The 15740-nt window shown below is 61.6% G+C and carries 11 protein-coding genes and 3 pseudogenes; 9 read left to right on the forward strand and 5 right to left on the reverse strand.

Going from position 1 to position 15740, the window contains the following annotated elements; all coding sequences use genetic code 11:
- Positions 1-41 precede the first annotated feature (41 nt).
- Positions 42-1247 carry a benzoate/H(+) symporter BenE family transporter gene (locus tag L0Z65_RS17035; RefSeq protein WP_405109444.1) on the reverse strand — a complete coding sequence of 402 codons (1206 nt, stop codon included), beginning with the start codon at positions 1245-1247 and terminating at the stop codon, positions 42-44.
- Positions 1248-1396: 149 nt separating this feature from the next.
- Between L0Z65_RS17035 and L0Z65_RS17040 the strand changes: the two genes are divergently transcribed.
- From L0Z65_RS17040 to L0Z65_RS17065, 6 genes are all read left to right on the forward strand, one after another.
- Positions 1397-1951: a helix-turn-helix domain-containing protein gene (locus L0Z65_RS17040; RefSeq protein ID WP_096789847.1), complete on the forward strand. Its 555-nt coding sequence runs from the start codon at positions 1397-1399 to the stop codon at positions 1949-1951.
- A 174-nt stretch (positions 1952-2125) separates the two neighbouring features.
- On the forward strand, positions 2126-2989 hold the full coding sequence (locus L0Z65_RS17045; protein ID WP_405109447.1) for a DMT family transporter: 864 nt from the start codon (positions 2126-2128) through the stop codon (positions 2987-2989).
- 64 nt (positions 2990-3053) lie between these two features.
- On the forward strand, positions 3054-3530 hold the full coding sequence (gene smpB / locus L0Z65_RS17050; protein WP_040174459.1) for an SsrA-binding protein SmpB: 477 nt from the start codon (positions 3054-3056) through the stop codon (positions 3528-3530).
- Between the two features lie 212 nt (positions 3531-3742).
- Positions 3743-4318, forward strand: a complete 576-nt coding sequence (locus L0Z65_RS17055) for a hypothetical protein (protein ID WP_405109451.1) — start codon at positions 3743-3745, stop codon at positions 4316-4318.
- Between the two features lie 139 nt (positions 4319-4457).
- Positions 4458-5309, forward strand: a complete 852-nt coding sequence (gene sseA / locus L0Z65_RS17060; RefSeq protein WP_040174456.1) for a 3-mercaptopyruvate sulfurtransferase — start codon at positions 4458-4460, stop codon at positions 5307-5309.
- On the forward strand, positions 5309-6520 hold the full coding sequence (locus tag L0Z65_RS17065; RefSeq protein WP_405109454.1) for an aromatic amino acid transaminase: 1212 nt from the start codon (positions 5309-5311) through the stop codon (positions 6518-6520). The genes sseA and L0Z65_RS17065 overlap by 1 nt, the downstream gene beginning before the upstream one ends.
- Before the next feature lie 133 nt (positions 6521-6653).
- Here L0Z65_RS17065 and L0Z65_RS17070 read toward each other — a convergent pair whose 3' ends face one another.
- The gene (locus L0Z65_RS17070) at positions 6654-7997 is read right to left on the reverse strand and encodes an ammonium transporter (RefSeq protein WP_405109457.1); all 1344 of its coding nucleotides are present in this window, start codon (positions 7995-7997) and stop codon (positions 6654-6656) included.
- A 26-nt stretch (positions 7998-8023) separates the two neighbouring features.
- Positions 8024-8362 (reverse strand): P-II family nitrogen regulator, encoded by a 339-nt coding sequence (locus L0Z65_RS17075; protein WP_024095995.1) that lies wholly within the window; start codon positions 8360-8362, stop codon positions 8024-8026.
- A gap of 271 nt (positions 8363-8633) precedes the next feature.
- Between L0Z65_RS17075 and L0Z65_RS17080 the strand changes: the two are divergent.
- Positions 8634-10895 (forward strand): annotated as a pseudogene (locus tag L0Z65_RS17080) (transglycosylase domain-containing protein).
- A 132-nt stretch (positions 10896-11027) separates the two neighbouring features.
- On the opposite strand, the gene L0Z65_RS17085 reads toward L0Z65_RS17080, so the two are convergent.
- Together L0Z65_RS17085 and L0Z65_RS17090 are read right to left on the reverse strand one after the other, a co-directional pair.
- The gene (locus L0Z65_RS17085; protein ID WP_096872585.1) at positions 11028-11636 is read right to left on the reverse strand and encodes a phospholipid-binding protein MlaC; all 609 of its coding nucleotides are present in this window, start codon (positions 11634-11636) and stop codon (positions 11028-11030) included.
- Positions 11626-12405: a VacJ family lipoprotein gene (locus tag L0Z65_RS17090; protein WP_096872584.1), complete on the reverse strand. Its 780-nt coding sequence runs from the start codon at positions 12403-12405 to the stop codon at positions 11626-11628. The genes L0Z65_RS17085 and L0Z65_RS17090 overlap by 11 nt, the downstream gene beginning before the upstream one ends.
- A 185-nt stretch (positions 12406-12590) precedes the next feature.
- Here L0Z65_RS17090 and L0Z65_RS17095 point away from each other — a divergent pair.
- Positions 12591-14322: pseudogene (locus L0Z65_RS17095) on the forward strand (type I secretion system permease/ATPase).
- Positions 14319-15636, forward strand: a pseudogene (locus tag L0Z65_RS17100) (HlyD family type I secretion periplasmic adaptor subunit). Before L0Z65_RS17095 ends, L0Z65_RS17100 begins: the two co-directional pseudogenes overlap by 4 nt.
- Positions 15637-15740 lie beyond the last annotated feature (104 nt).

Below are 15740 nucleotides of genomic sequence, written 5' to 3' on the forward strand. Positions count from 1 at the left end.
TTATCTGGTGGTTTCTGCGATATTTTGCAGGCTTTGGCGGATCATGGTCGGGCCGGATTCGCGGCAGTGCCCGCTGTTGCCGTGTTTGGTGGCGGGGGTGTGATCAGGTGATTCACGGCAATACCCACCACAAGCGCCCAGAACGCAGCGCCAATTCCAAAGAAGCTGACGCCGGACACCGTGACCATGAAGGTGATCAGGGCCGCGTCGCGCCCCCGTGCATCCGCCAGTGCCGCCGAGAGGCTGTTGCCGATGGTCGACAGAAGCGCAAGCCCTGCCACAGTGGCAATCAGCGCCGTGGGGGCGATCAGGAACAGGCTGATGACCGTTGCACCGCCAAGCCCGACGAGGATGTAAAACACCCCCGTCATCACCCCGGCCATGTAGCGGGTCTTGGGGTTTTCATCCGCCTCCGGTCCGCAACCGATGGCGGCGGTGATGGCGGCGAGGTTGAAGGCAAACCCACCAAAGGGCGCGAGCACGAACGAGGCGGCACCAGTCACGATCAGGCTGGCGGAGACCGGTGGCGCATAGCCTGCGGCCTTCAGCGTGACCACGCCGGGCATATTCTGCGAGGACATGGTGACGATATAAAGCGGCAGACCAACCCCGATCAGTACCGGCAGTGAGAAACTCGGCATCATAAAGACCGGCTCAGCCATCGTCAGATCCAATGAGGCAGAGTGGGTGAAACTGCCATCGCCAAGGCACCACAGGATGCCCACAGCTAGCACAGCCGGGATGGTATAGCGTGCAAACAATCGCCGTCCGGCCACAAAGGTGACCGCCATGGCCGCGACCAAAGCGGTGTCGGATTGAACCGCGCTGAAGGCCGCCAGACCAAAAGGGAACAACAACCCGGCCAGCATGGCATTTGCCAGCGCATCCGGGATCAGCCGGGACAGCGCGGCAAACCAGCCGGTCACCCCGGTGAGGATCAGAAGGGCAGCGCAGAACAGAAACGCGCCAATCGCATCGCTCAAGGGCACATCTGTCAGACTCACAGCGAGCAGAGCAGCACCCGGCGTGGACCAGGCGGTCAGGATCGGCATTCGGTACATCAGTGACAGCGCAAGGCTGGTCAGCCCCATGCCAAGCCCCAGCGCCAGCATCCAGCTGTTGGCCTGTGCCTGACTGGCGCCGGAGGCCTCAATCGCCTGAAAGATGATCGCGACAGACCCGGTGTAGCCCACCAACACGGCAACCGCGCCTGCAACGATATGCGAGAGTTTCAAGGAACTGAGCATCCGGGTTTTCCTGAGGTGACGGATCCGCTAGAGATCGGAGGGGCGTACGTTATAGCGCACAGTAATGCTTGTGCGTTATAGCGCACAAGTGTTTTTTGAGCGGCGGCTTGAAACGCCGTGTGACCGACAGAAAAGCGACGGGCAGCACAATGAGCGAAGCGGGCATCACTCTGAATTTGCGGGACATTCGTCAGGGCGCGGGGCTCAGCCTGTCCAAAGCGGCTGAGATCACGGGTGTTAGCAAGGCGATGCTGGGCCAGATCGAACGAGGCGAATCAAGTCCGACAATTGCGACGCTGTGGAAGATCGCCAAAGGGTTTCATCTGCCTCTGACAGCGCTGATCGGTGAAGCCTCGCAGCCTGAAGGCAGCAGTGGCCGCAGCTTTCGCTCTGTGCAGTTCCCCGGTTCTATCGCGGTGAAAATGGTGTTCCCCTTCGATCCTGTGCTGGGGGCGGAGACCTTTCATGTCAGCCTGCGACCCGGCCAATCGCATCAGTCGCAGCCCCATGATACCGGCGTCACCGAAGAGGTCTTTGTGCTGGAGGGCGCCATGGAGGTGCTGCGGGATGGCAGCTGGGTACCGCTGGAGACCGGCCAGGGGTTGCGGTTCGCGGCCGATCAGCCGCATGGGTACCGCAGCGGCGACAGTGGGGCAGCATTCCTGAACATGCATCACTATCGTCGTGTGGGTCGCACTGACTAGGCTGTTCTGGCGGATCAATTCGCCGCAGCTATGTGGCTTGTTCCGTAGTCGCGGTCTGCCTAATGCTTGCACCATTGCGCACCGCAGTTGAAGCCTTGGGGAACGTGCGAATACCGACCTTCTATGACCCATCGCCGGTGCATTTTCCGGCCCTTTAGGAAAGCGATTTGATCCATGGATACACTGCGCGGCAGCCTCCTGATGGTGCTGGCCATGGCGGCCTTCGCGCTGGAAGACATGTTCATCAAATCCGCCGCCCGCAGTCTGCCTGTGGGCCAGATCCTGATCCTGTTCGGCGCAGGCGGCATGGTGATTTTTGCAATTGTGGCGCGTGCGCAGGGGCATCGCCTGTGGAACCCGGTGTTCTGCACGCGCGCGCTGCTGGTGCGCTCGGTTGCGGAGGTTGCGGGGCGGCTTTGCTTCACGCTGGCGATCGCGCTGACACCGTTGTCCTCGGCCTCTGCCATTTTGCAGGCGACGCCGCTGGTGGTCTCCGCCGGGGCGGTGGTATTTTTTGGCGAGCATGTGGGCCTGCGCCGCTGGCTGGCGATTGCGGCGGGGTTCATCGGCGTGCTGATGATCCTGCGTCCGGGGGCGAGCGGGTTTGAACTGGCCTCACTTTTTGCGGTGGCGGGAACATTGGGGTTTGCCGGGCGCGATCTGGCCACGCGGGCAGCGCCAGCGGGGCTGTCGAATGCGCATCTGGGGCTTGCGGGTTTTGCCATGCTGGTGGTGGCGGGGCTGATCGCGTTGCCTTTTGGGGCGCCGATGGCGATGCCGGATATAGAGACCACCATTGATTTGGTTGCCGCAACACTGGTGGGGGTGGTGGCCTATCAGGCCCTGACCGGGGCCATGCGGGTTGGTGAAATTTCTGTCGTGGCGCCGTTCCGCTACACCCGGCTGATCTTTGCCATGGTGCTGGGGGTGGTGGTCTTCCATGAACGTCCGGATATGTGGACCCTGATCGGCAGCGCTGTCATTGTGGTCAGCGGTGGCTTCACCCTGATGCGCAGCAATCGCCGTCAGGTGGCCTGAGGTTGGCCTCTCATCTGCATCACCATCTTGCACCTCTGTCTCCGGCACCTTACATCTGCGCCCCATGGCCAAGCAAAAATCAGACCCGAACTACAAAGTGATCGCAGAAAACCGCCGCGCGCGGTTTGATTACGCGATTGAAGACGATCTGGAGTGCGGGATCCTTCTGGAAGGGTCCGAGGTCAAATCCCTGCGCGTGGGTGGCACCAATATCGCCGAGAGCTACGCAACGGTTGATGATGGCGAGCTTTGGTTGGTGAACTCTTACATCGCGCCTTATGAACAGGCGAAGATGTTCAAGCATGAAGAGCGCCGTCGCCGTAAGCTTCTGGTGTCCCGCAAGGAGCTGTCGACCCTTTGGAATGCAACACAGCGCAAGGGCATGACCCTGGTGCCGCTGGTGATGTATTTCAATCATCGCGGGCTGGCCAAGATCAAAATCGGCATCGCCAAGGGCAAGAAGAACCACGACAAGCGCGAGACGGAGGCCAAGCGCGATTGGTCACGTCAGAAGCAGCGCCTGCTGAAAGACCACAGCTGATCCGCGAACAGCTAAGCAACCTTCGGTATATCTGCTGCGTGGCTCCGTCACGGAGGCATGAGTGATCCCATCTACCGAGGTATCGCAGCGACAACCGCTGCAAGCCACAGCAGAGCGTTGCAATATCTGACTGAATAGGTCAGATAAGCCGCACCCAGCAGACTCATCCCTCGGTCAGGCCCGGCATCCTTCGTGTTCCCGTTTGAAAGAGGATGACTCCCGTGCCGATTTCTGAGCCGCAGACCCCCGCGCAATCTCTGCCCGCCGCACTCGCCGCCGCAACCGTCTCACCGGGAGAGGCCGCGCTGGCAGATCTTGGGCTTGATGCGTTTGAGGTGGCCCTGCTGCCGCAGCTGCGCCATTTCAACACCTGTCTTCAGACGCCGCAGAGCCAGGCCTGGCAGTTGGCCTATCGCAGTGCGTCAGAACGCTGGGGGGATACATTCGGGCTGGCTGTGGCCCATGCGCTGTTCAAGGTGGTGCGTTGCCTCTATGACCTGCGTGGTGATCACTACGTGGGGCATGACGCGCTGACACTGGAAACACGTACAGTGGTGACAGCGGATGAGGCGGCGTTTCTGCGCATGATCCACCACATGCGCCGTGATGACACCCCGGCCGCGCGGGACGCGGTTGCGGATCTGACCGGCGGCTGGATGGATCCCCATGTGATCCGCGCCGCGTTGTCCTTTGCCGATCGGTTTCCGGCTGGCAAGGCGCACCCCGCTGAGATACCGCAGGCCAACGCCAAGGTCGATCAGCTGCCCCGCCTGCGGGTGGTCCGCTAACGAACGCCGTTTCAGGGCCTGTAGGGTAACACAGGCTGACCCGTGAGACAGATTGTTGCGCTACGGCTCCGGCGTCCCTTGCGACTCTGCCCGCACGGTTGTACGGATGCCTCAGCACATATGAGGGGAGACGGTAACGTTGGACGATCCTAAAACGCTTGTGTCGACAGACTGGCTTGCTGCGCATCTGAAGGACCCCGATCTGCGGATCCTCGATGCCTCGTGGTATATGCCGCAAGAGGGGCGCGACCCCAAAGCTGAATACGCTGCGGCCCATATCCCCGGCGCGCGCTTCTTTGACATTGATGATATCGCTGACAATCGCTCCGACCTGCCGCATATGGTCCCACCGGTGGAGAAATTCATGTCCCGCTTGCGGGCCATGGGGGTCGGCGATGGCCATCAGGTTGTGGTCTATGACGGCACCGGTCTGCGCTCTGCGGCGCGGGTGTGGTGGCTGTTCCGTCTGATGGGGCAGACCAATATCGCGGTTCTGGATGGCGGTTTGCCGAAATGGCAGGCCGAGGGCAATCCGGTTGAGGATCTGCCGCCGGTGATCCGCGACCGCCATATGACCGTGCGGGTGCAGAACCACCTCTTGCGGGATGTGACACAGGTCTCCTCCGCCGCCAAGCTGGGCGATCACGAGATTATCGACGCCCGCGCGGCAGAGCGCTTTCAGGGTGCCGTGGCCGAACCTCGCGAAGGCCTGCGTGCAGGTCACATCCCCGGGTCCCGGAACGTGCCCTATACGGAGCTATTGAACGCTGATCAGACCATGAAATCGCCGGACGCTCTGCGCGCGGTGTTTGAGCAGGCCGGCGTCGATCTCAGCAAACCAGCCATCACCACCTGTGGGTCAGGTGTCACCGCTGCTGTCCTCAGCCTCGCTATGGAGCGTTTCGGCAAGACCGATCATGCGCTCTATGACGGTTCCTGGACGGAGTGGGGCGCCTTCCCGACACTGCCCGTTGCAACCGGAGAAGCCTGATGTTCGAAACCCTCAAAGCCCAGCCAGCGGATAAGATCCTGGCGCTGATGCAGATGTATCGCGACGATCCGCGCGACAGCAAAATCGACCTCGGCGTCGGCGTCTACAAGAACGCCGAAGGGGTGACGCCGGTGATGCGCGCCATCAAGGCGGCAGAGCATAAGCTCTGGGAAGAACAGACGTCCAAGTCTTATGTCGGTCTGGCCGGGGATCCGGCCTATTCCGACGCCATGATCAAGCTGATCCTCGCCGACAGTGTCGCGCGCGCCAATGTCGCTGCTGCGGCCACCCCCGGTGGCACCGGCGCTGTGCGTCAGGCGTTTGAACTGATCAAGATGGCCAACCCCGGCGCGCGTGTATTCGTGTCGAACCCGACCTGGCCGAACCACATTTCGATCCTGAACTATCTGAACATCGAAACCGTCGCTTACCGTTATTTTGATCGCGAGACCTGCGGCGTGGATTTCGACGGCATGATCGCGGACCTGAAAACCGCCAACAAGGGCGATGTGGTGCTGCTGCACGGCTGCTGCCACAACCCGACCGGTGCCAACCTCAACATGGTTCAGTGGCAGGAAGTCGTCGCCATCCTGAACGAACGTGGCCTGATCCCGATGATCGACATTGCCTATCAGGGCTTTGGCGACGGGCTGGAAGAGGACGCACAGGGCGTGCGTTATGTTGCTGCCAATACGCCGGAATGCCTGATCGCGGCCAGCTGTTCGAAGAACTTCGGCATCTACCGCGAACGCACCGGTCTGTTGATGGCGGTCTCCCAGGACGGCGGCGCGCAGGCGCTGAACCAGGGCACTCTGGCCTTCCTCAACCGTCAGAATTACTCTTTCCCACCGGACCACGGCGCGCGACTGGTGTCAATGATCCTGAACGATGACGCGCTGCGCGCCGATTGGGCAGCTGAGCTGGAAGAGACCCGTCTGGGCATGCTGGCGCTGCGTCAGCAGCTCGCGGATGAATTGCAGCGCCTCACCGGCTCTGACCGCTTTGGCTTCTTGGCGCAGCACCGTGGCATGTTCTCGCTGCTTGGCACCACGCCTGAGATGGTCGAGAAAATGCGCGCTGACAGCGGTATTTACATGGTGGGCGATAGCCGGATGAATATCGCAGGCCTGAACACGCAGACTGTGCCGATCCTGGCTCAGGCGATTGTCGACGCTCGGCGTTTGACGCTGAGAAAACCCAAAATGACATGAAGCGCTCCGCCACAGCGGGGCGCTTTTTCGCGGCGTGGTCCCAGACTTTTGGGCAAGATCAGGCGGTGGGCGCCACATACAAAAGCGGCCCCCATTTCCGGGAGCCGCAGTGATATCTCAGGATCTGGTCGGATCAGCTGGGAGAGAATTCGGGATAGGCTTCCATCCCCAGTTCCGCCATATCCAGCCCGTTCACCTCATCCTCTTCGCCAACCCGGATCCCTGTCACAGCCCGCAGGATCAGCCAGACCACAGCGGAGGAAATCACGACGAAGAGCGCAATCACCACGATCCCGGTCAGCTGGGTGACGAGGCTCGCTTCGGGGTTGGTCAGAACGACCGCAAGGGTGCCCCAGATCCCGGCAACCAGGTGCACAGGGATAGCGCCGACCACATCGTCGATCTTCATCTTGTCCAGCATCGGTACGACGAAGACCACGATAACACCGCCAACAGCGCCGATTAGGGTCGCCATGCCAAGGCTCGGGGTCAGCGGCTCAGCGGTGATTGACACCAGGCCAGCCAGCGCGCCGTTCAGCACCATGGTGAGATCGGGTTTCTTGAACAGCAGCTGGGTCAGCAGCAGGGCCGCAACCGCACCACCCGCCGCAGCGGCGTTGGTATTGGCAAAGATCCGGCTCACATCGGCCACATCGCCCACGGTGCCCATCGCCAGCTGCGATCCACCGTTAAAGCCGAACCACCCGAGCCACAGGATGAAGGTGCCCAATGTGGCCAGCGCCAGATTGGAACCCGGCATCGGGATGGTTTTGCCCGCTTTGTATTTTCCCAGACGCGGGCCAAGGATCAGCGCGCCGGTCAGCGCAGCCCAACCGCCGACGGAATGCACCACTGTGGAGCCTGCAAAGTCAAGGAATCCCATCTCATCCAGAAAGCCGCCGCCCCATTTCCAGCTCGCTTGCAGCGGGTAGATCACGGCGGTCAGCACGATGACAAAGGCGAGGAACGGCCAGAGCTTCACCCGCTCCGCCATTGTACCGGACACAATCGACGCCGTGGTCGCGCAGAACATCAGCTGAAAGAAGAAATCAGACCCGGTGGAGGCATAGGAGTAATCATCCGCCTGCTCAGCCGTGATGCCGACCGCTTCCAGCACGCCCGGCCCCCAGACACCCGACAGCACACCGTCAATCGACCAGGTACCCAGCGGATACATCAGGTTGTAGCCTATAAGGTAGTAAAAGATCGCCGCGAGCGAAAACAGCGCCACATTCTTGGTGAGCTGCATGGTGACATTCTTGGAGCGGACAAGCCCGGCTTCCAGCATGGCAAACCCGGCCGCCATCCAGAAGACTAGGAAGCCGCCCACCAGAAACAGCAGCGAGTTGAGGATAAACACAGTGTCGGTTGCCGCAGCACCGGCCGGGGCGGCGGTTGCGGTCTCCTGCGCAACGGCGAGGCCGGGCAGCGCCAGCGCCGCCGTCACAGCCGCAAGGGTGAGGGGTGATTTACGCATAACGGATTTCCTTCCTTTGCGCGTTTTCACAGCGCGTCGTGATTGGTTTCGCCGGTGCGCACGCGGATTGCCTGCTCAACGTCGAGAACAAAGATCTTGCCGTCACCGATTTTGCCGGTGCGGGCGGTCTGGGTGATGGTGTCGACCACTTGGTCAGCGAGTCCGGAGGGCACCACCAGATCGAGCCGCATTTTCGGTACGAAATTCACCTCGTATTCCGCACCGCGATAAATTTCTGTGTGGCCTGACTGGGCGCCGAACCCCTTGATTTCCGTGACCATCAGCCCGGACACGCCGATGGATGTCAGCGCTTCGCGGACCTCCTCCAGCTTGAACGGCTTGATGGTTGCTATGATCATTTTCATCCCCGAACCCCTGTCATGATGACGGCGCGTGATGAGAGCGCCTGAACTGTTTGCAGGTGCAGCAAATCCGCAGAACCGAGTCGGTGGAACGTTTTGAGGGCGGTTTCAGGGGGATGTCGCAGCGGGACGGTGAAAAAATAGGCGGTCTTTTGCTGGTGCGCTTAAAAAACACCCGGCTTGCAGAGGGGAATTGCGGTCAAACTGCCCCTCAACAAACCGGATGGGACGCGGTATTGTTCGCAAAACGGGCAAACCGGGCAGGATCTGGAAGATGGCACAAGGAACGCGGCGCCGACCTCTGGTCGCAGACAAGCGCTACGCGACAGCGGGGCGCGGCACGCAGGGCAAACCCTCTGCGCGCAAGGCCAAACCACGGCCAAAATCCACCACGACACGGCGCAAATCCGGCTGGTTTGGCCTGTTCGGTGGCGGGCGCAAAACCGGTGGTAGAGCTGGCGGCGGGGGCGGTGGCAGAGGGCCACGCAAACCACAGAAGCCCAAGACGCTGCTGGGGCGGGTTCTCGCGCTGATCCTGGCCCCGTTTCGTTGGGCGTTCCGGCTTGCGTGGGGGTTCACCTGGCGTGTCGGCATGATCTCCACCGCATTGGTGGCGCTGGCGGTGGGGTATCACTACATGAAACTGCCGGACGCCTCAGCCCTGCTCGACGGGCGCGCACGCGGCTCCGTCACACTGACCGATCGTAACGGTGAGGTCTTTGCCTGGCGCGGAGATCAATTTGGTGGCGTGGTCACCAGCGAAACCGTGTCGCCCTTTCTCAAGAACGCCATCGTCGCGACTGAGGACAAACGGTTCTACCGCCACTTTGGCGTGTCGCCCCGCGGTGTCGCCAGTGCTGTGCGCATCAACCTGCGTGAAGGCCGCGGTCCGCTGTCCGGTCATGGCGGCTCCACCATCACCCAGCAAACCGCCAAACTGCTTTGCCTTGGTGTGGTCTATGATCCCACAGAATGGGAGAGCGAGCGGGCGTATGAGCGCGACTGTCGCCAAGGCTCGCTTTGGCGCAAGGCCAAGGAAGCCATCTTCGCGATGGCGATGGAGGCCAAATACACCAAGGATGAGATCCTATCGATCTATATGAACCGCGCCTATCTTGGGGGCGGCGCCTATGGTGCGGAGGCTGCAGCGCAGCGCTATTTCGGCAAATCTGCCAATCAGGTGGATGCAGCGGAGGCGGCGATGCTGGCGGGTCTGTTGACTGCGCCATCAACGCTGGCACCGACCAACAACTTGCAACGCTCGCAGGATCGTGCCGCCACCGTGCTGCGGCTGATGCAGGAGCAGGGCTATCTGACAACGGCTGAGATGCGTTCAGCCCAGAACAGCCCCGCTGTGCTGAGTGAGGCTGCTGCCGCCCGTGCGGGGGGTATTTTGCCGATTGGGTCATGGATACCATTCCGGACTTCTTTGGCAGCGAGACAACAGAAGATGTGGTGATCCGCACCACCATCGACCAGCGCCTGCAACGCGCCGCCGAGGACGCGCTGAACCATGTGTTTGATACCAAGGTCCGCAAGGGTTCCAAGGCACAGGCCGCCATCGTGGTGATGAGCGCGGATGGCGCAGTCCGCGCCATGGTGGGCGGGCGCAAGTCGCGTGTGTCGGGCGTGTTCAACCGCGCCACACAGGCCAAGCGCCAGACCGGCTCGGCCTTCAAACCCTTCGTCTATGCCACGGCGCTGGAGCTGGGGTATTCACCGCTCGACCGGGTTCTGGACGCACAATATTGCCTGAATGTGCCGGGTTCTGGCCAATGGTGTCCCAAGAACTACACCCGTAAATTCTATGGCGAGGTGACGTTGGCGCGGGCTCTGCGCGACTCGCTGAATATCCCGGCCGTCAAGGTTTCCGAGGCCGTGGGCCGCGATCTGGTGCGCCGCGTCGCGGGTGATTTCGGGCTGGACAGTGAACTGGCCGCTGGCCCGGCGCTGGCGCTTGGCGCATCGGAAAGCACGCTGATCGACATGACCGGTGCCTATGCCGAGCATCCTGAACGGTGGTTCATCGGTGACCCCTTACGGGGTGACGGAGCTGACATTGATCGGTGACAATACACCCATGATGGGGGCCAGTGGCGGCCTGGGCGAGCGGGTGATCCAGACCAAGGCCGCGCGGGAGTTGATCTGGATGATGGAGCAGGTGGTTTCACAAGGCAGCGGTCGCCGCGCCCAGATCCCCGGCTGGCAGGCCGCCGGTAAAACCGGCACCACTCAGGCCGCTCGCGATGCCTGGTTCGTTGGGTTCACCGCCGACTACGTGGCCGGTGTCTGGATGGGCTATGACGACAACACGCCGCTCTCGGGTGTGACGGGTGGGGGCTTGCCCGCTGATATCTGGCGCGAGGTCATGGTGCGGGTGCATGACGGGCTGACGCCCAAACCCCTGCCGATGATTGCGCCCAAACCCATCGCCCCGCCGCCGCAACCGCAGCCCCAACGCCGCCAGCGCCCCAATGTCGGACAGGAGCTGGGCCGTGCGGTGGATGGCCTGCTGCGCGATATCTTCGGGAACTGATCAGACCTACCGGATAGAAGGCGGCGCGGTACGCAAACGCTGCTCAGTACCGCCTCTGCCGTAAACTCTGACATGAAAAAGGGGCCGCCTGGCCCCTTCTTTTGTCCTGTTCTAAGCGGCGCTGTAAGCCGCTCAGCTCAACCGCTTCAGCTCGGCGATCAGCTTGTTGATGTCGCCCTTGTTGCGGTCAAGGATGGCGCCGATCTCAGTCCGTTCGGTCAATAGCAGGTTCACGCCTTCGATGAACATGTTGTAAAACTTGTCGCGCCCGGATTTATCAGACACGAGGAAGGTCACCTCGAACGGGGCCTGACCTTGCAGCTTGGCCAGTGATTTGATCTCATAGCCAGCCTTGATCTTGCGCGCGGATTGCACCTCGACAGAGCCGCCGATGAACTCTCGGAAGCGCTTGCCGTATTTGCGGGCGATATAGCTCTGGAAGGCACCGGAAAAGGCCCGCATCTGCGCGGCGCTGGCACGGCGGGCATCCACACCCAGGGCATAGCGCGCCATGATGTTCACATCCGCGTAGCGCACAAAGATCTTTTCAAAGTCGCGGATCATCGCGCCTTCGGACTTACCGGAGGCAATGACCTTGTTGATATCGCCCACGACGCTGCCAACAAGGGAGCGTGCACCGGCTTCGGTCAGGGCAAGCAGTTTGCCGGGCAGGGCAGCCAGACCAAGAAAGGCAACGCCAGTGGCCAGAAAACTGCGACGGGTCAGAAAATTACTCGGCATAGATGTCCTCATACGGATCTGAATAGGGATCGCCATAGACCCCTTCGTATTCGCTTTGATCGCCGCCCAACTCAAAACGGCGGTTTTGCAGGTAGATCAGCCGCGCCTGCGCGTAGCTGTCTGCACTCTCATACAAAATCGAGTCGATGGTGTCGGAATATGTGCCACGATCCCCCAGACGGCGCACCACTTCGGCATAAACGCCGATGTTGTCGGCTGGATTATGCCGAGCATAGCTGATCGGGTTGGTGAAGAAATCGACCAGAATGCCGGTGCCATCGCGTGCGGTTGACGGGCCAAAGAACGGCAGTTCCACATACGCCCCTTCGCCAACGCCCCAGACATGCAGGGTTTCGCCGAAATTCGTATCCACCCGCGGCATATTAAAATCCGACGCCGGATCGCCAAGGCCACCAATGCCAAAGATCGTGTTGACCACAAATCGCGACATCGCAATGCCGGATTCCTTCAGGTTGCCTTGCAGCAGCGCGTTTACCGCCTGACCCGGCATCGACAGGTTCTCGGCGAAGTTGTTGAAACTCTTCACCATATCCGGGGGGACAACTGCCACGTAGCCCTTGGCAGCCGGGCGAAAGGCAAAGCGGTCAACACCGCGGTTGAAGTTGTGGATCGACCGGTTGGTGTTCTCATAGGGATCAAACACCTCACCCGAGTTGCGCGAGACGCTATCTTGGGTTGCACAGCCTGCCAGTGCCGACGTAACAGTTACCAGGGCCATCAATACAAAAGGTCGCAGCGGGAAGGTCATGCGCTTCGGTGTCCAATCTGTCTGCTGTGGGCATATCGGACCCACTTATAATGTTTCTCGTCTCTGCCTAGTCAGAGACTGAGCTTGTTTACACTGTTGTGGCAGATTTGGAACATGTGAAGACCCAGTTTTCTGCGCGCGTGGCTGATACATAGGGCATATCGATAGGGAATTGCAGACCTCTCATGACGAAAACCTCTCATAAATCCGGATTGGAGGAGCTGCGCGCGCATCGTCGCCGCAGCCGTGGCCTCTATTGGTCGGTCGGCATTTTCAGTTTCTTCGTGAACATGCTGATGCTGACAGGCCCTCTCTATATGATGCAGGTCTATGATCGCGTGCTGGGCAGCCGGTCGGTGGCGACCCTTATTGCGCTGTCGCTGTTGGTGGTGTTCCTCTACGGCACCATGGGGGTTCTGGACTATGCGCGGGGCCGCATTCTGGCGCGTGTCGGGGCGCGGTTTCAGGCTGGGCTGGACCAACGCGTGTTTGATGCGATGATCCGCCGTTCTGCCGTGGCGCAAGATCCAGTGGCCCAGACCGGACTCAGCGATCTTGAGGCCATACAGCGGCTGATCGCCTCGCCGGTGCTTGGGGCTGCATTCGACCTGCCGTGGACGCCGATCTTTCTCTTTGGCATTGCCCTGTTTCATCCTTGGCTGGGGCTGCTTGCCCTTGGTGGCGGCGCTGTTCTGATTGCCATCGCGGTGCTGAACCAGTTCCTGTCACGCCGCCCGCAGATGCAGGCGGGCATGTCCGGCCACCGCGCCAATCTCATGTCGGAGGAAATCCGTACCGAGGCGGAGATGATCCAGTCGATGGGCATGCGCCGCGCGGCCTTTCAACGCTGGAAGGCCTAGCCGTGACGCCGCATTGGTCGACAGTGTCACCGCCAGTGATGTCGGGGGAGGCTTCACCACGCTGACCAAGACCCTGCGCCTGTTCCTGCAATCGGCAATGCTGGGTCTGGGCGCCTATCTGGTGCTGCAGAACGAGGTGACAGCGGGCGCGATGATCGCAGGCTCCATTCTGATGGGCCGAGCACTGGCGCCAATCGAACTGGCGCTTGGTCAGTGGGCCATGGTGCAGCGCGCTCTCAAAGGATGGCGCAATCTTGCCGAGTTGCTCGACAAGGTGCCGGAAGAGGCCGAGCGCACCGAATTGCCCAAGCCGACCGCCAATCTGGAGGTGCAGGCCCTGGCCGTGGTGCCGCCCGGCGACAACCGCCCGCAGCTGCGCAATGTCAGCTTCCGGGTGCAGCCGGGACAGGCAATTGGCGTGATTGGTCCGTCCGGCTCGGGCAAATCCACCCTCGCACGGGCGCTGACCGGGGCCTGGCGCCCTGCGGCGGGCACTGTCCGGCTGGATGGGGCGTCGCTCGATCAATACGCGCCAGAGGTGCTGGGCCAGAACATTGGCTATCTGCCACAGCGGGTGCAGCTGTTCGAAGGCACCATCGCCCAAAACATTGCCCGCCTGTCCTCCACCCCGGATTCCGCCAAAGTGGTCGCCGCGGCGAAGAAAGCCGCCGCCCATGACATGATCGTGCATTTGCCTGACGGCTATGACACCCATATCACTGCCGGGGGCGGGCGGCTGTCCGGTGGGCAGATGCAGCGGGTCGCACTGGCCCGCGCGCTTTATGACGATCCGGTGATCGTCATTCTGGATGAGCCGAATTCAAACCTCGACAACGACGGATCGGTGGCTCTGAACCGCGCGATCAAGCAGCTGAAGGCCGATGGCCATTCGGTGCTGATCATGGCCCATCGCCCCGCCGCGATTCAGGAATGTGACCTGCTGTTGGTGATTGATCAGGGGCTTCAGACTGCCTTCGGGCCCAAGGATAAGGTGCTGCGCGAGATGGTGTCCAACCACCAGAGCATTCAACAGGCAGCGCCGGGAGGTGTGCGATGAACCAGAGCAAACCCGAGACCAATTCCTGGTCCGCCCGTCGCCCGCTGATCATCGGGCTGATTGGGGTGCTGATCCTGCTTGGCGGTTTTGGAACATGGTCGGTGGCCACGTCGATTGCCGAGCGCGGTTGTCGCCTCAGGCCGGATTGAGGTCGACCGCAACCGGCAGGTTGTCCAGCATCTGGATGGCGGCATCGTGCAGGAAATTCTGGTGGAGGAGGGTGACACCGTCGCCGAAGGCGCGGTCCTGCTGCGTCTGGATGCGAAGGAGCTGCGCTCTCAACTGGTCATCACCGAAGGACAGCTGTTTGAGCTGATGGCCCGCCGTGCCCGCCTTGATGCGGAACGTGACAGTGCCGAGACGGTAGAATTCGACACCGAACTGCACGACCTGTCCGAGACCCGGCCAGAGGTGGCCGATCTGATGCAGGGGCAGGTCCGCCTGTTCGAGGCTCGGAAAGATTCCGTCGCGCGGGAGATTGATCAGCTGGAGAAGCGCCGTACCCAGATCCAGGATCAGATCACCGGTGTCCGCGCCCAACAGGCCTCGCGCCGCACCCAGCTTAACCTGATCGAGGAGGAACTGGCCAACCAGCAGTCCCTGCTGGACCGTGGATTGGCGCAGGCCGGCACCGTCCTGAACCTGCGTCGGACCGAGGCCGATCTACAAGGCTCGCTGGGCGAGTTAATCGCCACCGAAGCGCAGGCCGAGGGGCGCATCACCGAGATTGATATCGAGATCCTGAAACTCGGCACCCAGCAGCGCGAAGAGGCGATCACCCGCCTGCGTGATTTGCGCTACCAGGAGTTGGAACTGGCCGAGACCCGCCGCGCGCTGAAGGACCGTCTGGCGCGGCTCGATATCACCGCGCCGGTCTCCGGCATCGTCTATGGCCTGCAGGTGCATACGCCCCGCTCGGTGATCCGGGCGGCGGATCCGGTGCTGTATCTGGTGCCACAGGACCGACCGCTGGTGATTGCCGCGCAGGTGGCGCCCACGGATGTTGATCAGATCTTTGTCGGTCAGGCGGTGACCCTGCGCTTCCCGGCGCTGGATCAACGTTCGACGCCGGAACTGTTCGGCTCGGTGAAACAGGTCTCCGCCGATGCGTTTGAGGATCAGGCCAGCAAGCTCTCCTACTACCGGACCGAAATCGAACTGAACCCCGGTCAGCTGGAGACCCTGCCCGAGGGCACCGTTCTGATCCCCGGCATGCCGGTTGAGGGCTATATCCGCACCGCTGATCGAACCCCGCTTGGCTATCTGGTGAAACCGCTTGCGGACTACTTTGTCCGCGCCTTCCGGGAAAGCTGAACAGCAAGGCGTCGCCCAGTGTGCCCCGGCGTCGCAAAACCGTCCCTTCGGGGGCGGTTTTTTGCTTTCCGCCCTGCCGCTTCCCGGTTAGCGTTCCGCAAAAC

Origin of the sequence: Phaeobacter sp. BS52 (assembly GCF_045040595.1) — a bacterium.
Taxonomy (GTDB): domain Bacteria; phylum Pseudomonadota; class Alphaproteobacteria; order Rhodobacterales; family Rhodobacteraceae; genus Phaeobacter; species Phaeobacter piscinae.